Annotated in this window: 19 protein-coding genes and 1 tRNA gene; 8 read left to right on the forward strand and 12 right to left on the reverse strand. The window is 66.0% G+C overall.

Annotated elements, in window-relative coordinates:
* Nucleotides 1-41: 41 nt before the first annotated feature.
* From RWN05_RS00330 to RWN05_RS00340, 3 genes are all read right to left on the reverse strand, one after another.
* Nucleotides 42-956 carry a carbohydrate ABC transporter permease gene (locus tag RWN05_RS00330; RefSeq protein ID WP_071261694.1) on the reverse strand — a complete coding sequence of 305 codons (915 nt, stop codon included), beginning with the start codon at nt 954-956 and terminating at the stop codon, nt 42-44.
* Between the two features lie 4 nt (nt 957-960).
* Nucleotides 961-1,845, reverse strand: coding sequence for a carbohydrate ABC transporter permease (locus tag RWN05_RS00335; protein ID WP_071261693.1), 885 nt, complete (start codon nt 1,843-1,845; stop codon nt 961-963).
* A gap of 69 nt (nt 1,846-1,914) precedes the next feature.
* Complete coding sequence (locus tag RWN05_RS00340) at nt 1,915-3,216, reverse strand: ABC transporter substrate-binding protein (protein ID WP_071261691.1); 1,302 nt, start codon at nt 3,214-3,216, stop codon at nt 1,915-1,917.
* Between the two features lie 164 nt (nt 3,217-3,380).
* Here RWN05_RS00340 and RWN05_RS00345 point away from each other — a divergent pair, with 164 nt between their 5' ends.
* The 3 genes from RWN05_RS00345 (at nt 3,381) to RWN05_RS00355 (ending at nt 7,385) form a co-directional block, all read left to right on the forward strand.
* Nucleotides 3,381-4,418 (forward strand): LacI family DNA-binding transcriptional regulator, encoded by a 1,038-nt coding sequence (locus tag RWN05_RS00345; RefSeq protein ID WP_240555659.1) that lies wholly within the window; start codon nt 3,381-3,383, stop codon nt 4,416-4,418.
* Between the two features lie 88 nt (nt 4,419-4,506).
* Nucleotides 4,507-5,931, forward strand: coding sequence for an amino acid permease (locus RWN05_RS00350; protein WP_314138580.1), 1,425 nt, complete (start codon nt 4,507-4,509; stop codon nt 5,929-5,931).
* Between the two features lie 83 nt (nt 5,932-6,014).
* Nucleotides 6,015-7,385 (forward strand): LLM class flavin-dependent oxidoreductase, encoded by a 1,371-nt coding sequence (locus RWN05_RS00355; RefSeq protein WP_314137773.1) that lies wholly within the window; start codon nt 6,015-6,017, stop codon nt 7,383-7,385.
* 110 nt (nt 7,386-7,495) lie between these two features.
* Here the strand turns inward: RWN05_RS00355 and RWN05_RS00360 are convergent, their stop codons facing one another.
* A complete protein-coding gene (locus tag RWN05_RS00360; RefSeq protein ID WP_314137774.1) occupies nt 7,496-8,587 on the reverse strand; it encodes an alpha/beta hydrolase in 1,092 nt (363 codons plus the stop codon).
* Between the two features lie 274 nt (nt 8,588-8,861).
* Here RWN05_RS00360 and RWN05_RS00365 point away from each other — a divergent pair.
* The 3 genes from RWN05_RS00365 to RWN05_RS00375 all read left to right on the forward strand — a co-directional run bounded on the left by RWN05_RS00365 (nt 8,862) and on the right by RWN05_RS00375 (nt 10,869).
* Nucleotides 8,862-8,935, forward strand: a tRNA-Gly gene (locus tag RWN05_RS00365).
* A 307-nt stretch (nt 8,936-9,242) separates the two neighbouring features.
* Nucleotides 9,243-10,160, forward strand: coding sequence for a hypothetical protein (locus tag RWN05_RS00370; RefSeq protein WP_314137775.1), 918 nt, complete (start codon nt 9,243-9,245; stop codon nt 10,158-10,160).
* Nucleotides 10,141-10,869, forward strand: coding sequence for an HIRAN domain-containing protein (locus RWN05_RS00375; RefSeq protein WP_314137776.1), 729 nt, complete (start codon nt 10,141-10,143; stop codon nt 10,867-10,869). The genes RWN05_RS00370 and RWN05_RS00375 overlap by 20 nt, the downstream gene beginning before the upstream one ends.
* Before the next feature lie 509 nt (nt 10,870-11,378).
* On the opposite strand, the gene RWN05_RS00380 is transcribed toward RWN05_RS00375, so the two are convergent.
* Complete coding sequence (locus RWN05_RS00380; protein ID WP_314137778.1) at nt 11,379-13,205, reverse strand: hypothetical protein; 1,827 nt, start codon at nt 13,203-13,205, stop codon at nt 11,379-11,381.
* 1,105 nt (nt 13,206-14,310) lie between these two features.
* Here RWN05_RS00380 and RWN05_RS00385 point away from each other — a divergent pair.
* Nucleotides 14,311-14,775 (forward strand): NUDIX domain-containing protein, encoded by a 465-nt coding sequence (locus RWN05_RS00385; protein ID WP_314137780.1) that lies wholly within the window; start codon nt 14,311-14,313, stop codon nt 14,773-14,775.
* Here the strand turns inward: RWN05_RS00385 and RWN05_RS00390 are convergent.
* The 5 genes from RWN05_RS00390 to RWN05_RS00410 all read right to left on the reverse strand — a co-directional run bounded on the left by RWN05_RS00390 (nt 14,740) and on the right by RWN05_RS00410 (nt 17,304).
* Nucleotides 14,740-15,282: a GNAT family N-acetyltransferase gene (locus RWN05_RS00390; protein ID WP_314137781.1), complete on the reverse strand. Its 543-nt coding sequence runs from the start codon at nt 15,280-15,282 to the stop codon at nt 14,740-14,742. The genes RWN05_RS00385 and RWN05_RS00390 overlap by 36 nt on opposite strands.
* Before the next feature lie 8 nt (nt 15,283-15,290).
* On the reverse strand, nt 15,291-15,743 hold the full coding sequence (locus tag RWN05_RS00395; RefSeq protein WP_314137783.1) for a VOC family protein: 453 nt from the start codon (nt 15,741-15,743) through the stop codon (nt 15,291-15,293).
* Nucleotides 15,744-16,133: 390 nt separating this feature from the next.
* On the reverse strand, nt 16,134-16,487 hold the full coding sequence (locus RWN05_RS00400) for a hypothetical protein (RefSeq protein WP_314137785.1): 354 nt from the start codon (nt 16,485-16,487) through the stop codon (nt 16,134-16,136).
* A gap of 126 nt (nt 16,488-16,613) precedes the next feature.
* Entirely contained in the window at nt 16,614-16,910 is a 297-nt protein-coding gene (locus RWN05_RS00405; protein ID WP_064295040.1) for a hypothetical protein, read from the reverse strand.
* 112 nt (nt 16,911-17,022) lie between these two features.
* Nucleotides 17,023-17,304: a helix-turn-helix transcriptional regulator gene (locus RWN05_RS00410; RefSeq protein WP_064295041.1), complete on the reverse strand. Its 282-nt coding sequence runs from the start codon at nt 17,302-17,304 to the stop codon at nt 17,023-17,025.
* Between the two features lie 107 nt (nt 17,305-17,411).
* Here RWN05_RS00410 and RWN05_RS00415 point away from each other — a divergent pair, with 107 nt between their 5' ends.
* Nucleotides 17,412-18,233 carry a TSUP family transporter gene (locus RWN05_RS00415; RefSeq protein WP_314137787.1) on the forward strand — a complete coding sequence of 274 codons (822 nt, stop codon included), beginning with the start codon at nt 17,412-17,414 and terminating at the stop codon, nt 18,231-18,233.
* On the opposite strand, the gene RWN05_RS00420 is transcribed toward RWN05_RS00415, so the two are convergent.
* Both RWN05_RS00420 and RWN05_RS00425 read right to left on the reverse strand, forming a co-directional pair.
* Nucleotides 18,228-19,232, reverse strand: coding sequence for an alpha/beta hydrolase (locus tag RWN05_RS00420; RefSeq protein ID WP_079001055.1), 1,005 nt, complete (start codon nt 19,230-19,232; stop codon nt 18,228-18,230). The genes RWN05_RS00415 and RWN05_RS00420 overlap by 6 nt on opposite strands.
* The gene (locus tag RWN05_RS00425; RefSeq protein WP_314137789.1) at nt 19,225-20,694 is read right to left on the reverse strand and encodes an MFS transporter; all 1,470 of its coding nucleotides are present in this window, start codon (nt 20,692-20,694) and stop codon (nt 19,225-19,227) included. Before RWN05_RS00425 ends, RWN05_RS00420 begins: the two co-directional genes overlap by 8 nt.

The raw sequence follows: 20,694 nt of genomic DNA on the forward strand, positions 1-20,694 counted from the left end.
AAGCGCGATCGAGGGCGCTGGGGACGGCGGCGATTGAGGGATCAGCCCTTGACGGAGCCCGCCGTGAGCCCCTTCATCACCCGCTGGTTCAGCACGAGGTAGAGCACGAGGGTGCCGAACACGTTGATGCAGATGGCTGCGAACAGCGGACCGTACTGCGTGGCCCCGAACTCGCCGGTGAAGTTGAGCAGCCCGACCTGGATCGTGCGGAGGTCGGAGCTGTTCGTGAAGGTCAGCGCGATGAGCAGGTCGTTCCAGATGAAGAAGAACTGCACGAGGGCGATCGTGAAGATCCCGTTCCGGACCATCGGGAACCCGATGACGAAGAACGAGCGGATGATGCTCGCGCCGTCGAGGGTCGACGCTTCGAAGACCTCGCGCGGAATCGCCCGGAAGAAGGTCGCCATCATGAACACCGTGAGCGGCAGGCCGATCGCGGTGTAGGTGATGATGAGCGGCCAGAGCGTGCCGGAGAGCCCGGTCTGGAAGTAGACGGTGAACAGCGGCAGCAGGATCATCTGCCCCGGCACCATGATGCCGACGAGGAACGCCAGCAGGACGCCGTTCCGGCCCTTCCACACCATGACCTCGAGGGCGAAGCCGGCGGCGGTCCCGAGGACGATGATGAGCGCGAGCGCCGGGAACACCGCGAGCGCGCTGTTCGTGAGGTACTGGCCCATGTTGCCGGTGGTCCACGCTTCGATGTAGTTGTCCCAGGCGATCGAGGACGGCAGGGCGAAGGCGTCACCGTTGATGAACTCGTCGTTCGTCTTGAACGAGCTGATCACCAGCCAGAACAGCGGATAGATCGTGATGACGAGGATGACCGCGACGAGGACGTTCAGGGGCAGTTTGACCAGTCCGCGGCGGAAGCGCCGGGCGCCGGGTGAGACGCGCGGTCGGCGCTCGGGGGTCTTCGTGGGAACCGCGGTGGCGGGCAGGGTGCTGGAGGTCATCGGCTCAGGCTTTCGTGAGGTCGCGACGCGAGGAACGGAAGATGAACACGGTCACGACGAGGCAGATGATCGTCAGCAGCAGGGCGATGGTGCTGCCGTAGCCGTACTCGCCGTAGGAGAAGGACGTCTGGAACATGTACAGCGTCAGGGGGCTCGTCGCGTTGCCCGGGCCGCCGTTCGTGAGCGCGATGATCGAGTCGAAGACCTTGAGGGTGCCGTTGATGCTGAAGATGATCGCCGACAACAGGACGGGGAGCGACAACGGGATGACGATGTGGCGCACGAGGCTCCAGCCGGTCGCTCCGTCGAGGCGGGCGGATTCCAGCGTGTCCTCGGGGATCTCGACGATGCCCGCGTACAACAGGACCCCGTAGAAGCCGATGGAGCGCCAGATGTCCATGATCGCGATCACGAGGAAGGCGTTCGCGCCACTGCCGAACCAGTCGACGGAGTCACCACCGAAGCTGGTGATGACCGTGTTGACGACCCCGGTGGAGGGTGCCACCTCGAACATCTTCTGGAAGAGGAGCGCGACCGCGACGGTCGGCAGGACGACCGGGAAGAACACGAGTGTGCGGATGATTCCGGACGAGCGCTTCAGGACGAACACGTACAGGAGCGACATCAGGTACCCGATGAACACCTGCCCGATCGTGACGACCAGCGCGTACTTGACCGTGAAGAGGACCGCGTCCCAGACCTTCGGATCGCCGGCCGCGCGCACGAAGTTGTCCACGCCCACGAACGTGAAGCCGGTGATGGCGTTGCCTTCGAAGACCGTGTAGCCGAGCGACCAGATGACGGGGACGAGCATCACCAGGGTGTAGACGAGGAGGGCGGGACCGAGCAGGATCGCGATCGCCCGCTTGTCACCGAGTACGTGTTTCATGTCATGTCACTTCCGTGTGCAGCCGCGGTTGGAGGCGGGCGACGGCGCGAGGTCGCCGCCCGCCGCGGGTCAATTGTCGAGGTCCGCCTGGACGAGCTGCATGAACTCCTCGGGGCTGATGGCCCCGGTCACGAGCTGTGCGGCGTTCGTCTGGCTGGTGGTCGTCGCCTTCGTTGAGAACAGCGCCTCGAACCAGAGCACACTCGACGTCGACTCGGAGATCGTCGTCTGGATCTCCTGCGTGAGCGGAGCGACGCCGGTCACCTCAGTGTTCGTCTTGAAGCCCGAGATGGTCCCCTGATCCTGGAGCGCCGCACTGCCGTAGTTCTCGGCGATGCAGCCGAGCCAGTCGCCGACCTTGTCGTCGTAGAGCTTGGCGTTCATGGTCGTCGGCAGGCCGACGTTCGCCGGGTACTCGTCGATCGACCCCTTGCCGCCCTCGACGGCCGGGAACGGCATGAAGCCGACGTTGTCGATGCCGATCTGGTTCGCCGTCTCGTCGTTCATCGACTCGAGGATCCAGCTGCCCATGTAGAACATCGCGGCCTTGCCAGTGAGGAACTGCTGCGCGGCCGTGTCGTAGTCGATCGATCCGACGCCCTGTCCGAAGTAGCCCTTCGCGCCGAGGTCGGCGACGGCAGCTGCCGCCTCGACGTACTCGGGGTCGGTGAGCTTCGCATCGCCGTCGGCGACCTTTTGGAGCGCGTCGGCGCCGAGGTCGCGGAAGAGGTAGTCGCCGACGAGACGGGTGAGCGGCCAGCCCTGCTCCCCGGACGCGGAGAACGGGGTGACGCCCGTCTTCGAGATGGTGTCGGCCGCGGTGACCAGCTCATCCCACGTCTGCGGGATCTCGACGCCGGCGTCGGCGAAGATCTGCTTGTTGTACCAGATCCCCTCGATGTTGTACTGGTAGGGCAGCACGTTGAACTTGCCGCCGTAGAGCGCCTTGATGGTGCTGATCGCCGCGGGCTCGATGTCGTCGAGCGCGTCGAGGTCGGTGAGGGCCTGCTCGAAGTCGACCACGTTGCCGGAGCCGTCGAGCGTCTTGGTGAGATCGGGCGCGTTACCCGCCGCGTACATGACGGGGAGGGAGTTCTGCCCGGCGAGCAACTGGAGCTTCTGGTCGAGGTTCGTCTGCGGGACCGTCTCCACCTTGAGCGGCAGGGCCGTGTTCTCGGCCTTGCACTGGTTCTCGCTGAGGGCCGTGATCTGCCCCGGGATCATCGTGTTCTCGGAGTTGATGAGGTAGGTGAACGAGGTCGCCGTGGTCGAGCCACCGCCGCCACCGCAACCGGTGAGGACGAGAGCGAGCGCTCCGGCGCTGGCGGCCAGCGGAGCCAGGACGGCTTTCCGGCGCATGGGTCGTGTCATTGCGATTCCTCCTTGAATGCAGGCCCCGAGCGGTGCCGTGTGTTGTTGACGCGCATCAATTGATGCGCGTCAAGTGATGAGACTAGGTAAACTGGCCTCGATCCGCAAGGTGGAATCGGTAACGATTCACCGATCGACGCGGATCACGACGAGGGTGGGCGAAGATGTCGGAAGCGAGAGCGCGGCGCGGGCAGCAGGGCGACTCGCGCATGGGCGACGTCGCTGAGCGCGCGGGAGTGTCCCACGGCACCGTGTCGAACTTCTTCAACCGACCCCACCTGCTCAGTGACGCGACGCGCGAGAAGGTCGCCGCCGCGGTCGACGCCCTCGCCTTCGTCCCCAACGACGCAGCCCGCACACTCGCGAAAGGGACCGGCAACACCGTCGGCGCCGTGCTCGTCGACATCGGGAACTCGTTCTTCGTCGACATCGCGCGCGGGATCGAGTCCGCAGCGGCGGAAGCCGGGCTGAAACTCCTCCTCGCCAACAGCGACGTCGACCTCCAGCGCCAGAACGACTACCTCGACCTGTTCGACGAGACCCGCGTGCGCGGCATCATCCTCGCTCCACTCGACGGCGAACAGCGGGGCGCGGCCCGTGTGCGCAGTCACGGCCGCCCGGTGGTGTTCGTGAACTGGCCGGGCGATCCCGCGCAGTCCTGCGGCGTCATCGTCGACGAGGAGTTCGGCGGCTACCTCGCGGCGAGCCACCTCATCGGACTCGGACGGAGCAGGCTGCTGTACGCCGGCGGACCGCTCCACCTGCACGCCGTCGCCGACCGGCTCGCGGGCGTGCGACGCGCCGTGTCCGAGCACGCCGGCGTCGAGCTCGAGGTCGCGGAAACCCACAGCCTCACCACCAGGGTCGGCCGCATCCTCGGTGAGCAGCTGGCCGACCGCGCGGCCACGGATCGGCCCGACGCGATCGTCTGCGCCGCGGACTCACTGGCCGTCGGGTGCATCGAGCACCTCGTCACCGCCGGGATCAGCGTCCCCGACGACATCGCCGTCACCGGGTACGACGACAACCACTACGCCGCCGAGAGTGCCGTCCCGGTGACGACGATCGCGCAGCCCGGTCGGGAGATGGGCGTGATCGCAGCCGGACTGCTCGCCGAGGAGGTCGACGAGCCGGCGACGCACGAGCACCGCACGGTCGTGCTCAAGCCGGAACTCGTCGTCCGGCGCAGCTCGGTGCGGTGACCGCGGCAAGCTCCGCCGATCTCCGCGGTTACCATGGATACCCGTGACTGATCGCCGACTCCCGCTCCTCGTGCAGCTGCGCCGGCGCATGCCGCTCGTCCGACTCGGGACGGATCCCGCCGAATCCGGGACGTCGCTCCGCCGTTCGCTCGGCGTCTGGCAGCTCACGATGATCAGCGTCGGCGCGACGCTCGGCACCGGCATCTTCGTCGTCCTCGGCACCGCCGTCCCGCTCGCCGGACCCGCCGTCTGGATCGCGTTCGCGGTCGCCGGGCTCGCAGCACTGCTGTCGGCCCTGTCCTACGCCGAGATGGCCGGGTCGGTGCCGGTCTCCGGATCCAGCTACTCCTACGCCTACGCGACCATGGGTGAGGGCGTCGCCTGGGTGTGCGGTTGGTGCCTCGTGCTCGAGTACGGGGTCTCCGTCGCCGCGGTCGCCGTCGGCGCCGGGCAGTACGTGAACGAGGCGCTCGCGGTCTTCGGCCTGGGACTGCCGCCGGCACTCGCGAACCCGATCGGCGTCGCCGACGGACTGATCAACCTGCCGGCCGCGGCCCTCGTCCTGCTCGCGATGCTGCTGCTCGTCCGCGGTGCGAAGGACAGCGCCTGGGCGAACACGATCATGGTGTTCGTGAAGCTCGCCGTGCTGCTCGTCTTCGTCGTCATCGCGTTCTCGGCGTTCTCGCTCGGCAACTTCGAACCGCTCGCACCCATGGGGGTCGCCGGCATCGCGGCAGCCTCCAGCCGACTGTTCTTCTCCTACATCGGGTTCGATGCGGCATCGACCGCCGGCGATGAGGCGACGAACCCGCGACGCGACCTGCCGCGCGCGATCATCCTGTCGATGGTGATCGTCACCGCCGTCTACATCCTCGTCGCCATCGCCGCGATCGGCGCCCGGCCGTGGACCGCCTTCGCGGACGACGAGTCGGCGTTCGTCGGCATCCTCACCGAGATCACCGGACAGCCGATCGTCGCGCTCTTCTTCTCCATCGGCGCGGTCATCGCGATCGCGAGCGTGGTGCTCACCGTCTACTACGGGCAGACGCGCATCCTGTACCGGATGGCGCAGGACGGCATGGTGCCACGGGTGTTCTCGCGCGTCGGTCGCCGCAGCGGGACGCCCGTCGCCGGGACCGTCATCGTCGGAGCGGTCGTCGCCGTGGTCGCCGCCCTCATCCCGCTCGGCGAACTCGCCGACGCCACGAGCATCGGCACGCTGTTCGCGTTCGCCCTCGTGAACCTCTCCGTCATCCTGCTGCGTCGCCTACGCCCCGACCTCGATCGCAGCTACTCCGTCCCGCTGTTCCCGGTGGTCCCCGCGCTCGGCATCGTCATGTGCCTCGGGCTGATGGTGTCGCTCGGCGGGACGACCTGGATCGTGTTCCTCATCTGGATGCTCGTCGGCGCGGCGCTCTACCTCGGGTACGGACGCCGGCACTCGACGGTCGGTGCCCTCAGCGACGAGGAGTACGCCGAGGCGATCGCGGCGGAGGACACGTCGCAGAGGTGATGTCCGGGGCCTAGATGACGCCCTGTTACGGGAGAGGCCGATTGCCAGGCGACGTCCGGGACGCGTGATGCAGGATCGTGCCTATGACCCGACAGATCCGATTCAACGCCTTCGACATGAACTGCGTCGCCCACCAGGCGTCGGGGATGTGGCGTCACCCAGACGACCGCTCGAGCACCTACAAGGACCTCTCCTACTGGACGGACCTGGCGCAACTACTCGAGCGAGGCAACTTCGACGGCATCTTCATCGCCGACGTCCTCGGCACCTACGACGTCTACGGCGACAGCAACGAGGCCGCGATCCGCAACGGTGCGCAGGTGCCGGTGAACGACCCGATCCTGCTCGTGTCGGCGATGGCAGCGGTGACGAAGCACCTCGGCTTCGGCGTCACGGCCGGCACCGCGTACGAGCACCCGTACCCGTTCGCGCGGCGCATGTCGACGCTCGACCACCTGACGAAGGGGCGCGTCGGTTGGAACGTCGTCACCGGGTACCTGCCGAGTGCGGCGCGCAACATGGGGCACGACGACCAGCTCGAGCACGACGAGCGGTACGACGTCGCCGACGAGTACCTCGAGGTCCTCTACAAGCTGTGGGAGGGCTCGTGGGAGGACGACGCCGTCGTGCGCGACCGCGAGACGGGCGTGTTCACCGACCCGACGAAGGTCCACGAGATCGGGCACTTCGGCAAGCACTACACGGTGCCCGGCATCCACCTGTCCGAGCCGTCCACGCAGCGGACACCGGTCATCTACCAGGCCGGTGCGTCGCCGCGCGGCATCCAGTTCGCCGCCGGCAACGCGGAGGCGATCTTCGTCGGTGCGTCGACGAAGGCGGGCTTGAAGGCGACGGTCGGCCGCATCCGCGACGCCCTTGAGGCCGCCGGTCGCGACCGGCACTCGGCGAAGATCTACACGCTGCTGACGATCATCACCGACGAGACGAGCGAGAAGGCCCAGGCGAAGCACGAGGACTACCTGCAGTACGCGTCGCAGGAGGGTGCGCTCGTGTTCATGTCGGGCTGGATGGGCATCGACCTGTCGCAGTACGACCCGGAGGAGCCGATCGGCAACGTGAAGAGCAACGCCATCCAGTCGGCGGTCGCCAACTACCAGGCGGCCAACGAGGAGGGTGGCGAGTTCAAGGTGAAGGACATCGCGCGCATGGGGGCGATCGGTGGTCTCGGTCCGCGGATCGTCGGCAGTGCGTCGGAGATCGCCGACACCCTGCAGGAATGGGTGGAGGAGACCGACGTCGACGGCTTCAACCTCGCCTACGCGATCACGCCCGGCACCTTCGAGGACATCGTCGAGTTCGTCATCCCCGAGCTGCGTCGTCGTGGTGCCTACCCCGAGGAGTACGCCGAGGGCAGCCTGCGCCACAAGCTCCACGGCCGTGGTGACCGTCTCCCCGAGGAGCACACCGGCGCCCGCTACCGCTACACGAGCTGACTTCCCCGGCCTCTGCGCCTCAACCACCCCGTCCCCTGAGCCCCACCCCGGTCCCTGAGCCCACGAGCACACCCCGCCCGTCGACGAGCTCGGGACCGAGCATCACCCGATCAGCGCGCGTCGAGCCACTCCCGCACTGCCGCTTCGACCGCCTCCGGCGCGACGTTCCACTCCAACCCGTGCGGTGCCGCGTCGACCTCAACGAGCTCGAACGAGGGTGAACGCCGAGCGACTGCCCGCGTGAGCTCCACGGGGATCGTCGTGTCGCCGGGCGAGTGGATCGCGAGCGTCGGCAGGCCGTCGACCGGCCCGGCCGACAGCGCACGGACCGGAACCGCACCGCGCACCCCGGCCGATCGCGCCAGCACCGGCGTCGAGAGCACGGTGAGCGCCGAGTGCACGAGCGCCCGCGGCACCCCGGCGACCGCAGCCGCATGGAGCACCGTCTCGCTGAGGCCGAGCATCGGCGAGATGAGGATCGCGCCCTGCACCACCTCGGGGCGCTCGCGTGCCGCCGCGAGGCTCAGGGCGGCGCCGTAGGACCAGCCGCAGACGATGACCCGACGGGCACCGAGCGCCACGGCGTCGTCGATGGCCGCGACGACGCGGTCGACGTCCGTGGCGTCAGCCCCCGAGCGACGCTCGGCGAACGCGGACCCGAGGCAGGTGACGAGCGACGGCAGACCCGCCCGCCGCACGGCCTGCACCGAACGAAGCGTGGCCAGTGGCGATGCCCCGAGTCCGTGGGTGTGCACGACCCAGGTGTCGTCATGAGCGTCGCCGTCGACGAGCGTCTCGAAACGCCATGCCCCCGACGGCGTCCTCGGCACGCGCGCCTCGTCCACCCCGAAGTCCGCGGGTGTCACAGCCGCCCCGGTGAACCGCGCACGGGTCGTCCCAGCGGGAACCTGGCCGTTGACGACCGCTCGCATCACGGACCCGTCGGTCGTCTCGCGGCCGATCACCGGTCCGACGATGACCCGCGAGCCGTCGTCGAACTCGAGCCCGTACCGTCCCGGCAGCGCGGTGGCAGCGTTCCGTTCGAGCCGCACGGTCGTCGGCGACGAGGTCGGCAACACCTCGCTGTAGTGCACTCGTCCGGCCCCGATGACGCGTCGGGCGACCATCGCGCTCGCGACCCCGAACCCGGCGACGGCAACGGTGGCGAGGCCGGCCACGACGACACCTGCACTGCGCTTCACGTCACACCCTCGATCCCGTCCCGCTCGGGGAACGGTGAACCAGCCTAGCTCCGCGCACCCCCGGCTCACTGAGCCGACCCCGGTCGCTGAGCTATCCCTGATCCCTGAGCCCAACCCCGGTCCCTGAGCCGAACCCCGGTCCCTGAGCCAACACTCGCCCCGGTCCCTGAGCCTGTCGAAGGGCACACGAGGACACCCCACCCTTCGACGAGCTCAGGGACCGAACGGAGGCCCGCCGGGTCATGTACGATTACTCAGGACGCTCCGGCGCCACGCGGATGTAGTTCAATGGTAGAACTTCAGCTTCCCAAGCTGATAGCGCGGGTTCGATTCCCGTCATCCGCTCCAAATGCCTGGTCAGAGCCGGTTTTGCACTCGGTCTCAGATGGGTTTCCGGGCTCGACTTCAGCAGAACTTGTTCCCAAGCTCTTGAGACAATTAGTTCATCTGACCAGGCATTTCAGCCCGTTCTGTGTCGGCTTCATTAACCGTGAGTCACGGTTTTCTCACCACAAATTCGGCAACCACGTGCGCTGCCCGTGTGCACAATGCCCGGGGGGGGTGACTGTCTGGGTAGCCAATCGCGCATCCGGGCAGTGCGTCGGCCCCGTTGGGCGGCTGCGCGTGCTGCCCGTGGGCCGTGTATGGTCGCCACGTGGAAGACCCCGATCGTCACAGTGCCTGGGACGTCGTGAACGTCGTCCAGAGCGATTTCAACGCCGAAGACGAGCCGCTCGGCACGAAGGAGAAGTTCTGGGTCGAGAATCCTGATGACGAGACCGCCTGGCTCTTCAAGTTCGTCCGTCAGGTCAACGGCCGTGTGCTCGGCGAGGATTGGGCCGAGTGGATCGTCTGCCAGGTTGCGCAGGTCGTTGGGGTCCCCGCGGCGGTGATCCGTCCGGCGGTGTGCGAGGAGCGGCGGGGGATCGTGTCGCGAAGCGTCGTTCCTCAGAATGGCCGGCTCGTGCATGGCAACAGCGTGATGGCCGCGCGCATCGAGGGTTACGACACCACCACCTCCCGCAACAACCCTGCGTACACGCCGTCCAACGTGGCGACTGCCCTGACGGATGTTGCTTCGCCAGCCACCGAGCTCGTGCCGGCCGGGTTCAGCGCTTACGACGTGTGGGCGGGCTACCTCCTGCTCGACGCGCTCGTCGCAGGGAGAGACCGACACCACGAGAACTGGGGCGTGATCAGTACCCCTACCGGGCGCTTCCTCGCTGCGTCGTACGACCACGGCAACGCACTGGGGTTTCAGGAGCACGACGAGCAGCGCCAACGGTGCCTCGATTCAACGGAAGCGCTCGAACGATGGGCCGCGAGAGGGTGCAGCCACCACTTCGCTGGCAAACCTGCGCTCGTGTCGCTGGCCCACGAGGCACTGTCGCTCACAAGCCCCGCGGCACGAGACCACTGGGGAAATGCTCTCGAGGCGTTCTCAGAGAAGGACGTCGAGCCTATTCTGGAAGCGGTACCGGGCCCGCTAATGTCGGGGGTCACCCGTACGTTCGTCTCAGAGCTGCTGCTCGTGAACCGGAGGAGGCTTCTTGATGACTACCCAACTGCATGATCGAGTGGCGTCCGACGTGCCCGCGCAAGTTCTTCGTCGTCTCAGCGTCGTGTGGCGCAACCCCGAATCGCGGCGCTTCTCGCCCGTCGGTACCCTCGACCAGCTCGACAACGGCCGCTTCGTCTTCGAATACACCGCTCAGGCCCAGTCCACCGATGGGTTCGTGCCTCTGGACGAGTACCCGGACTTCGGCGAGTCCTACGTGTCGGACGCGCTGCCGGTGTTCTTCCAGAACCGTGTGATGTCGACTGGCCGTGTGTCGTACGCCGACTACCTCGACCGCCTCGGCCTCACCGGGGTGTCCGCGGAAGACATCCCAATGGAGGTCCTCGTCCGCTCGGGCGGTGGCCGTGCGACCGATACCTTCCACATCGTCGAAGCCCCGGTCCATGAGGGGGATGAATTTTCCAGCCGGTTCTTCGTCTCCGGAATCGGTCACACCGAGGGTGCGGGCGTCCTCGTCGCTGCGCTCAGCGCCGGCGACCAACTCGAACTCCGACCCGACCCCGCGAATCCGGCGAATGCTCGGGCGGTGCTCCTCGACGCCCAGGAGGGCCGACCGATCGGCTGGGTGCCGGACTGGCTCTGCGAGCAAGTCAGCGAGCTTGTGGAGTCCGGGGTTGAGCTCCGGGCGACGGTCGACCGTGTGAACAAGGACTCACCGGCGCGACTGCAGGTGCTGTGTCGGATCGACGTGCGGCCGCGGTAGGCGGCCTGCGTCCAGCTGACAGAACAGGGACAGCGGTTGGTTCGATGGTTCCGCTACCGGCGCTCCGGAGGTCGCCACGATCGGCCAACCCGAGAAACCGCACCCCATCCTTCACTGCCTGCGCGGCAAGCCCGGCCGACGATGTCAACCCGTAGTGCGGCGACAGGTGTGACGCGACGTGAAGGTGGGAGAAGCTCACGTCCAGGCGACCGCGAGCGCACACCCTCCATCTGCGGCGCGCCGCAAGTCATACCGCGCCGACCCCTCGTCAGCCCGACTCGTATCCACCCGCCAGACCTCGATACCGATCCGCGCCGACGATCGGGCACCATGCCACCGCGCCTCATGCCAGAACAACACCTGCGGCTGCCCCAGCACCCGGTCGCGTGTGCCCTGGATTGACCGCGGCAGATGATCTGGATGAGACCGCCGCGCCAGGAGTCGGCACCCGCAATACGCGCGAGGAACTGCCTTCTCTCGGGGAATTCGACGCTGACGGGCTGCTCGGCCTAGGCGGAGAGGGGAGGACCTCCATCACGAGCGACCAGTGACCATATTGGCCAGCTCCGTAGGGCATCGAGCTGATCTGCAGACAACTCGTCTAGGACAAGCGCTAGCTCTTCGGGATCCTCGAGGAGGATGACTAAGCATGCTTCGCGCAGGATCGCATCCTCTGACACTGTCCGTTGCAGTGCTCGCCGGGCACGCCGAACCTCCGTGGAATCCTCAGCGGTGAACTGACCCCGTCGGCGCCGAACTTGCCATCGATTGATCTGGTATACGAGGGTGTCCTCGCCGTTCGAAACCAGCCAGTCACTCAGGATGGCCGCGCCTTCGAGTAGGTTGCGATGGCTCCATCCGCTCGCCATATCGGCAGCCCTGAGAAAGTTCAGTAGCGTCTGATTGGCTGACGCAACAGTGGCACTTCGATTGCCAAGGGCATCATAAGCCTCAGCGATCGCGTGAACGTGTAGGTTCAGTGTGGCAACCATCTCCGCCGCGTCTAACGAATCATAGACTGTTCCATCAACGAATTCCTCGACAGATTGATCTTCAGCCGTTCGATACATGCGGAATCGGGCACGCATCGCTGGATTAAAGGGGTCAATGATGCGTTGTTTATCGTTACTTGAACCGGGCGCGATGAGGGTGACGATATTGCATTGCCCAAGTTTGAAATCATAGCGCCCAAACCCATCCGTTTGACCTCCGACTTCTTGGTCTAGGACGAGAGCTTTATGGAGATGGAGAAGCGTTCTTCGGTCTTGAATTGTGAGAGTGTAGTCGTCGAAGACTTGTTCGTCGATTCCGAGAGCATCTAGTACTTCCATGATGCGATTTAGCCGATCACGGACGTCTGAGAGACGCCTCGTGCGATCAGGTGATGCCGAACCCGAGATGTGTGATATGCCATCGATAACGAGTGCTTCACCCCGCAAGGCTGCAAGAAAGAAGTCAAGCTCCTTCAGTTGCGCGCGAGGGCTGGTGTGCGAGAACTCGGCACCGTGTGTCTCCAGTGAAAGCTCGCCCTCTTCTGCTCGTATCGAGAGCCCCTCTGAGAGTTGGAACCGAATGGTCTTCGGGTCAACCTGCTGGACTGTCGATTGTGAATAGGTGATTGTCCCGCATTGAATTTCAATTCCGCTCTTTTGTGGCACATAGCTCGCAGGATACACCGTGAGATCCATGTCAAAGGGCATGCGAATTCCATCGGCGGTTTCGATTGTTACGGCGAAGTCCGTCTCGTCGAGGTTGAAGACCGTCGGACGATCCTCATGGATGGCATCGATCGAGTGGATTGTAATGCTGCGAAGTCCTTGCAGAACGTTTGAGTCGATTCCTTCTAGCTTGCCTTGTTTGCGACCCTCTAGGGCCAATTGGAAGATCTTCTCAATATGATGAGGATCTTCGGGAAGTCGTCGCAGAGAGACTGCAAAACTCTTCTGACTTGGATTACCATTGTTGAGCAGTCTGTCAATTTTATGAGGCAGTAGAATGGCATAGAGAATGCTTCGATCTGCACTATCTGAGCTCATTGAGACATAGAAGTACACCCCGCCACCTTCGCCTCTGAAGAATGTCAATACATCACGATCTACTTGGAAGCTCGCGGTGTCGCGTTTTCGCTTCAGCGTTCGCGTAGAGGTTCGTCCCTTGACCTGCACAGGCACCCGGCCCATGCGGGTAGAGTTGCTGTGCTCTTCGCTGGAATGAATGTCAACATGTCCATCAGTGATTGGAGTTCTGTCGTTCGAATCGACGAATCCCTCAAGGTGTGGGCAGAGCTCGATCCGATCACTTACGGCGTTTATTGCGAGTTTTTCAACTTTCGACACGATCTCATTGTCGCTGATGACATGCGGATTGCAAGGGAGGCAAGCTGATCAGGCGCAATCAGTGGCGGCGAAGTCCTGATCTCCAGTGCGGCGTGGGCAAACCGTTGCGCTGAACAGGCTCAACTACAGTGGGATCCTCCCGGTGGGCGGCCCTGACGACCGTGGTGCCCCCGGATGCCATTCACTTCGAGAGATGCCCAGTCCTTTCGCCCTCTCCCGCCATTCGTTTGAGCACACCAGGCCTTCACGTCTCCCCCCTCCCGCGGGAGGGGGTGCTCGATCGCCCCGAATGCTACGACGTTTCGTGCTGCACTCGACTGCGAGGACCTCACGGCCGCGGTAGCGACGAGCAGCGCGCGGCCCGCCTGAGCCCCAGATAACTGAGCCGCGCTGTGCTTGCGTGGGGGGGGCGACTTCGAATCCGGAACTCGTCTCTGCCGATGCGCGCGAGTCCGACGAGCTGGCCTTTCTTGCTGTCAGCGCACCATCCTCTGGCTCAGTGGTCCGGGCGTCAGGCGGAGAGTCAGGCGGACTCGTCGACGTGGTCCGGTGGCGGTGCGGTGCTTGCGCGCACGCGGAGATGCGGTGTCATCGTGTCGTGCTCCACGACGCGCCAAGCGCATGGAATCGTCGTCATGCGAGGTCCGCCGCTCCCGAGCTGTCGACACGTCGGGGCAATCGGGAGCGAACGCACTCGACATCGCGATCAAGCCAGGCATGCTCGTTTCGCTGCTATCTCACGATTGCGCCTCGCCGGACCTCTTCCTGCGGAAGTTGCAGCTGCAAGCTGAGCGGCGTTCCTCGCCGGAGTCGCCGGGGTGTGAGTAGTCGGAAAGTTGACGGGGGCCGGCGCGCGATCCCCCTCCCCCGGCATCGTTCGCCTTCCGATCTGCTCGTTCCTGCCGCTCACCCTTTTCTCACCCCAAATTCGAGCACACCACGCCTCACCACGGCTCACCCTCCCTTGGAATCACGCGGATGTGCGCTTCGGTGAGCCCCAGTTAGCCGACAATTGGTAACTTCAGCTTCCCAAGCTGATAGCGCGGGTTCGATTCCCGTCATCCGCTCCATACACCAGGTCAGCGGTCGCTCTAGAGTCGACGACATGCCCTCGATTCGGAACATCTCCGTCGGCCTTCCCATCCGAGACGGTCACGTACTCGTCTTGAACGGCGTGGACACCGTGAAGGACCAGGCCTTCCATCCCGCGATCGGGGGCGGTATCGAGTTCGGTGAAACCGCGGAAGCCGCCTTGCGCCGAGAGTTCGTCGTGGAGCTCGGCGTCACACTGGGCCGTGTGACCCTCCTCGACGTCGCGGAGAACATCTTCGAATACGAAGGTGAGCCAGGCCACGAGATCGCCCACATCTTCGCCGTCGAGTCCGCCGAGATCGATGCCATCCCGCTCGATGCCGAACTGCACGTCCTGGATGAGGGAAGCCCTGTTCGGTGGGTGTCGATCAGCGGGACCGACCACCCCTTCTACTCGGCAGGTGTCACGCGCCTCCTCCGTTCCCCGGCACTCACGGCCTCATCACGCCAGGTCGTTCGCCACATCGACTCGCCGTGACAACACCTGGCCCGGCCACGCGTCAGTCCCGTCGCCGACCGTGAACGTCAGGTCACGCTCAAAACCAGCGGCCTCATAGAAACGGATGAGATTCCCCGAGCCTCCCGCGTAGCAGTCGACCCGCATGCGACCGACCCCGGCGGCCCGCGCGCGCTCCTCTGCGAATGCCAACAAGTGGCGACCGGTGCCCTTCACACGGACATCGCGCGAGCCGATCAACACTCGGACGTAGACCTCCGGCTCGGTGGCGGCCGGCACGTACTCGAGCGCCTCGCCCAGCACGAGCGCTCCGCAGACGCCGACCGCGGGATGTTCGGCGACCCAGGCATCCGATGAGGCACACCACTGCTCGACACGCGCGATCCAGCGCTCTTGCCCGGATGCAGGTTCGACACCCCACTGCCGTGTGTTGCCGATCCGCACGAACCAGGCGATCGCTTCATCGAACAGTGCGAGCACCGCGGCTGCGTCCGCCAGGACGGCCCGACGGATTTTGAGCTCGTCCATCAACGCGCTCAGCTGTGCGTCGTGTTCGCCCGCATCTCCTCGACGGTCATCTCCGGCGCGCCGCCGGCGGCCGCCTCCGGATCCATCCAGACGAAGTCCCAGTGGTGACCGTCGAGGTCGTCGAAGCTCTTCGAGTACATGAAGCCATGGTCCTGCTCGCCGGCAGGCGTAGCCCCGCTCGCGATGGCCTTCTCAACGATCGAGTCGACGTCGTCCTTGCTCTCAGCACTGAGCGCGAGCTGCACCTCAGTGGAGGTGGTGGCGTCGATGATCGACTTGCTCGTGAATTCCGCGAAGAACTCCCGCGTGAGCAGCATCGCCGTGATCGTGTCGCTGATGACCACACTGATGGCGTTCTCGTCACTGAACCCCTCATTGATCGAGTACCCGAGTGCCTCGAAGAACACCCGTGACCGGTCCAGGTCGCTGACGGGAAGATTGACGAAGATCATGGTGGACATCGGGGCCTTCTCTCTCAAGGGTGCCGGCGGTCCGTTACCGTCGATCGTTGTTGAATGATGGCGAGGATGGTCGACATCGTCAAGCGTGATAGGGCGCGAAGCGGCTCGAGCAGCGCACGCCTGTGGTCACGACGACACGTCCGCGCACGGATTCACGCCTCCATGTGGCGGACAGCAGCCACCGACAGCGTCGGCCGACGGTCGTTCCCGGGATGATGACCCGGTCGCATCGAGCTGAATCCGATCACCGGCGGGAGTGTCGACAGTTCGGCCAACGGCACCTCTGCTCCCGCCGACGCGTGTCCGACTGACAACGCTGCTCCACGCCCCGCTGACGGCGATCCCGACATCCGGCCGTGGTGGCCCGGAGCGGGCGGGCCACCGCGCCGCTCAGCGAGGCAACGGTCGCAGCTGGTCCTCGGTCACGGGGAAGGACACCTCGTAGTACAGCTGCGTGGCGGTCATGTCGCCCCAATCGTCCTTCTTCACGCGGACACCGGCGGTCGAGACCTCTGCGATCCGAACCCGCAACCAGGAGCCGTCCTCCAGACGAAGCTCGTGCGGGTCGGCGAGATAGCCCATGCCGATCTCGTCGAGCGCCTCCTCGGCATGGAACCAATCCAGCGCCTCGGTTCGCTGACGCCCCAGGAGATCGATGACGACGAACCCCTCACCGACAGACTTCATCCACCCCAGCCGCTCTCGGTCCTCCGAGCGCCGATGTTCGATCCAGTCCGGTTCCATGCAGCGAGCGTAACGGCCACCGAGGAACAACGCCTGATGGGTGACCGACCGAACGCCAGCCCGTCAACAGCACGAGGGGGCCGACTCGAAAGCCGACCCCCTCGTGCGTCGTGTGACGACGAGTGCTCAGTGCTCGTCGTAGTGCTCGCCGTGCGCGGCGTGCTGGTGGCCGTCGTGGAGATAGTCGACGTGACCGTCGTGGTCGACGGCGTCGTGACCGCACGCCGCACCGTGCTCGTGGTCGGCGACGGTGTGCTCGGCGACACTCTCGTGCTCGTCGTAGTGACCGTCGTGCAGAGCGTGGTGGTGCGTGCCGTGCACGTAGTCGGTGTGGTCGTCGTGCTGGACGGCCTCGTGGCCGCAATCCGTTCCGTGCTCGTGCTCGGTGACGGAGTGCTCGGCGTGGATGTCAGTCGTGCTCATGGTTGCCTTTCGAAGGAGGAGATCGGGTGTCGCGATGGACGGCGACGCTTGACCAGTACATCTCACGCATAAGCGAATTGCAATACATGCAGCTAATCGATAGTGGTTCTCGCTATCCCTCGAGCGCGTGCTGCACGGCATCGTCGACGATGTGCGAGACGTGCACGTCAGCGACGTCGTAGTGCGCCTCTCGACCAATCCGCTGCACCGAGACGAGGCCGGCTGAGCGCAGCGTCCGCAGGTGCTGCGAGACCAACGGCTGCGACAACTGGCTCTGTTCGGCGAGTTGACCAACCGTGGATGTGCCGCCGGCCAGGATGCGCAGCAACCGCAACCGCGAGGAGGAGGACAGCGCCTTGAACAACTCGGCAGCAGGTTCGAGATCCTCGTTCATCTGTACATATAAGCAGATGTGAATGCATCAGGATCGCCGGGACCCTCGAAGACCCCGTTCGACGTCCGCGTTCTGGATCGTCACCCTGACGATTAGGCTGGGCGACTGTGCTCGATGGACCGCTGATCGCCGAATGGCTCCCCGTCTCGGTGGCCGCGCTCATCCTCCTCCTCGTGGCGGCGGGAGTGGCCGGTTGGGTCGACGCGGTCGTCGGCGGTGGTGGACTGATCCAGCTGCCCGCGCTCGTCATCGCCGTTCCGAGCGACGTCGCGACCCCGTTCATCCTGGGCACGAACAAGCTGTCGTCCTTCTTCGGCACCCTGTCGGCGAGCTGGGTGTACCTGCGCAAGATCAGGGTGCAGCTCGTGCTGTTGGTGCCTCTCGTCGCCGGGGCCTACGCAGGATCGACCGCCGGTGCCGCGTTGTCGCGGTACGTCCCTCGCGACGTCTTGACGCCCGTCGTGCTCGTCGCCGTGATCGCCGTGGCGCTGTACACCCTGTTCAAGCCCACCATGGGCCTGCACCACGAACCCCGCCATGACCGTGCCAGCGCGGTCGCCTGGCGGGCGGCGATGATCGGCCTGCTGGTGGGCTTCTATGACGGCATCCTCGGGCCGGGAACGGGTTCGTTCTTCGTCATCCTCATCGTCGGCGTGCTGGGGTACGGCTTCCTGCAGGCCAGCGTGAACGCGAAGATCGCCAATCTCACCACGAACCTCGCCGCCCTCGTCGTGTACGGCGTGCACGGCGAGGTCCTGCTCGCGCTCGGTCTCGCCATGGCCGTGATGAACATCACCGGCGGGTTCATCGGTGCCCGGATGGCGACGAAACGCGGAAGCGGCTTCGTGCGCATCGTGTTCCTGGTGACCCTGTCCATCCTCATCGTGAAGCTCGCCTGGGACACCGTGACGCAGTTCACCGGTTCATGATGCAGCAGGCACAGCGACCTCGTCGACGGATGTTCCGAGCAGCCGTGTCGTCCAATCACCCAGGGCCGCGATGGCGGTCCGCGAGATGGCGGCGGCCGGCATCATGCTCGTGAAGCCGTGGAACGCCCCCGGCCACACGTGCAGTTCGGCATCGCCGCCGGCCGCCCACATCGCACTGGCGTAGGCGACCGTCTCGTCTCGGAACACCTCGGCGCTACCACAGTCGATGTAGGTGCGCGGAAGACCGGCGAGGTCGGTAGCCCGCGCGGGGGCGGCGTACATGGACACGTCCTCACCGGCGCGACGGTGTCCGAGATAGGCATCCCAGCCGAACCGCGTCATCTGCCGATCTGCGACCCCGACCCCGTCGATCTGCATCGTCGACACGGTGGCATCGCGGTCGTCGAGCATCGGCGAGACGAGGATCTGCCCGAACAGGGCCGGCCCACGGCGGTCTCGGGCGAGCAGGGCGGTCCCCGCGGCGAGCCCGGCACCCGCGCTCTGCCCGGCGATCACGATGCGGTCCGGGTCGATGCCGAGTTCATCCGCGTGCTCCGCGACCCAGACGAGTCCGGCATAGCAGTCCTCCACCGGGTACGGGTCGGGGTACTCGGGGGCGAGGCGGTAGTCGACGCTGATGAGCACCACGTCGTGGTCGTTCAGGAGCCAGTCGTCGTAGGACTCGAGGTTGCCGAGGTGATGGCCGAACATCATCCCGCCGCCGTGGATCGTGTAGACCGCCGTCGTCGCGCCCGAGCGCCCGATCCGCTGGATGACCGCGAGCGTGATCGGATCCCCGAGATGGCCGGGCACCGTGAGGGAGCGCCGCTCGAACCCCCGCGAGCGCAGCCGTTCGTCGAGGGCCTCCTCGGTCGTGTCGAGGCTGCGCATCCTCGGCAGCATCTCGGTCGTCAGGGTGAACGGCCCGCGCGCCTCGAGCGCGGCGAGGAAGGGGGCGAGTTCGGGGTCGAACGGGGGACGGGGCATGCGGTCAGACATGGGAAGGCTCCTGGGTTGCGGGCTGAGATGGGAGGTGATGTGAACGGAGGACACCGACAGCCACCAGGGCTGCAGCGAGGGCGGTGATGGTCGATCCCGCGATGAGGACCGCTTGCTGGAACGACGCGACGAGGGCCGGGGTGAAGTGCTCGGTCGCGATACCGTCGCCGACGACCGCAGCGAGGATCGTCCCGGTCGCAGCGATCCCGACAGCGGTGGCGATCTCGCTCGCGGTGTCGACCAGGGCCGCACCGATGGACGTGCGGTCCGCCGGAAGCCCGCGGAGGACGTTGTTGCCGGCGACGACGCCGACCACCCGCATCCCGGCGGCCACGAGGACGAGTGCGACGAGGACCCACGGATAGCCGAACCGGCTCAGGAGCGCGAACACGGCGAGCCCCGACACGACGGCGGCGGCGCTCATCCAGGCCGCCCGATCGAGACCGACGCGGTGCACGAACGGACCGACGAAGCGACCGCCCGCCAACAGCACCACGACCTGCGGGAGCATCGCGACAGCGGCCAGGGCCGGCGGCCACCCCCAGGCGAACTGCAGCTGCAGGGTCGCCAGGTACGACAGCCCGGCCATCGCCAGCCCGGCGGCAGCCTTGTACGCCAAACCGGAGGCCACGAGCGGCTGAGCCACGAGACGGAGATCCAGCAACGGGTGGCGGGCGGTGCGCTCCCTGACCACGAAGCCGATCGCGGCGGTCACCGTTGCCGCCGCCGCACCCCAGCCCGCAGCGACGTCGGTGTCGGCGACGAACAGGGTCGGCGTGAGGAGCACACCGACGACGGTCGCAGTCCCGAGCACAGCGCCGAGCACGTCGATCCGGTCACGGTGCAGGTGCGACCGCTCGTCGGCACCGATCCCGGCACGGATCCCGATCCAGGCGATCACCGCGATCGGCGCGTTGGCGACGATGAGCACCTGCCACGGCGCCACGGCGAGCACGAGTCCGCCGATCGTCGGCCCGGCGGCGAGGCCGACCAGCCCGGCGGTCGAGATGACCGTCAGCGCGCGGACACGCAGGTCGTCCCGGTCGAACAGGCGGAACGCCAACGCCATCGATCCCGGAGTCGTCATCGCCGCGGCGACACCCATGAGCGCGCGCACGGCGATCAACTGCTCCACCGAGGCGACGAACACGGTCAGCACGCTGACGACGGCGAGCAGCGTCAGGCCGATCAGCATGACCCGACGCCGGCCGAACCGGTCGGCGACCGCACCGAAGAGCAGCATCAGACCACCGAAGGCGACCGAGTACGCCCCCGACACCCACTGCAGTGACGCGGTGGAAGCGGTGAGGTCACGGCCGATGGTCGGGAGCGCGACGTTCAGGACGGAGTTGTCGAGCATCTCGAACAGGAACACGGCCGAGAGGCCGGCCAGCGCGACCCAGGCGTCGCGGAGGCGTGGCGGCGAGTCTTCGACAGCCGTGGAGGTTGAGGGTTCGGGCAT

This window comes from uncultured Plantibacter sp. (assembly GCF_963518075.1).
Classification (GTDB): domain Bacteria; phylum Actinomycetota; class Actinomycetes; order Actinomycetales; family Microbacteriaceae; genus Plantibacter; species Plantibacter flavus_A.

Excerpts from the sequence above, each read along its gene's own strand:
- RWN05_RS00425 (WP_314137789.1), bottom strand. The coding sequence starts at position 20,694 with ATGCCCGAACCCTCAACCTCCACGGCTGTCGAAGACTCGCCGCCACGC.
- RWN05_RS00395 (WP_314137783.1), bottom strand. The coding sequence starts at position 15,743 with ATGTCCACCATGATCTTCGTCAATCTTCCCGTCAGCGACCTGGACCGG.
- RWN05_RS00330 (WP_071261694.1), bottom strand. The coding sequence starts at position 956 with ATGACCTCCAGCACCCTGCCCGCCACCGCGGTTCCCACGAAGACCCCC.
- RWN05_RS00420 (WP_079001055.1), bottom strand. The coding sequence starts at position 19,232 with ATGTCTGACCGCATGCCCCGTCCCCCGTTCGACCCCGAACTCGCCCCC.
- RWN05_RS00390 (WP_314137781.1), bottom strand. The coding sequence starts at position 15,282 with ATGGACGAGCTCAAAATCCGTCGGGCCGTCCTGGCGGACGCAGCCGCG.
- RWN05_RS00350 (WP_314138580.1), top strand. The coding sequence starts at position 4,507 with ATGCCGCTCGTCCGACTCGGGACGGATCCCGCCGAATCCGGGACGTCG.
- RWN05_RS00375 (WP_314137776.1), top strand. The coding sequence starts at position 10,141 with ATGACTACCCAACTGCATGATCGAGTGGCGTCCGACGTGCCCGCGCAA.
- RWN05_RS00400 (WP_314137785.1), bottom strand. The coding sequence starts at position 16,487 with ATGGAACCGGACTGGATCGAACATCGGCGCTCGGAGGACCGAGAGCGG.
- RWN05_RS00405 (WP_064295040.1), bottom strand. The coding sequence starts at position 16,910 with ATGAGCACGACTGACATCCACGCCGAGCACTCCGTCACCGAGCACGAG.
- RWN05_RS00335 (WP_071261693.1), bottom strand. The coding sequence starts at position 1,845 with ATGAAACACGTACTCGGTGACAAGCGGGCGATCGCGATCCTGCTCGGT.
- RWN05_RS00385 (WP_314137780.1), top strand. The coding sequence starts at position 14,311 with ATGCCCTCGATTCGGAACATCTCCGTCGGCCTTCCCATCCGAGACGGT.
- RWN05_RS00355 (WP_314137773.1), top strand. The coding sequence starts at position 6,015 with ATGACCCGACAGATCCGATTCAACGCCTTCGACATGAACTGCGTCGCC.
- RWN05_RS00340 (WP_071261691.1), bottom strand. The coding sequence starts at position 3,216 with ATGACACGACCCATGCGCCGGAAAGCCGTCCTGGCTCCGCTGGCCGCC.
- RWN05_RS00345 (WP_240555659.1), top strand. The coding sequence starts at position 3,381 with ATGTCGGAAGCGAGAGCGCGGCGCGGGCAGCAGGGCGACTCGCGCATG.
- RWN05_RS00410 (WP_064295041.1), bottom strand. The coding sequence starts at position 17,304 with ATGAACGAGGATCTCGAACCTGCTGCCGAGTTGTTCAAGGCGCTGTCC.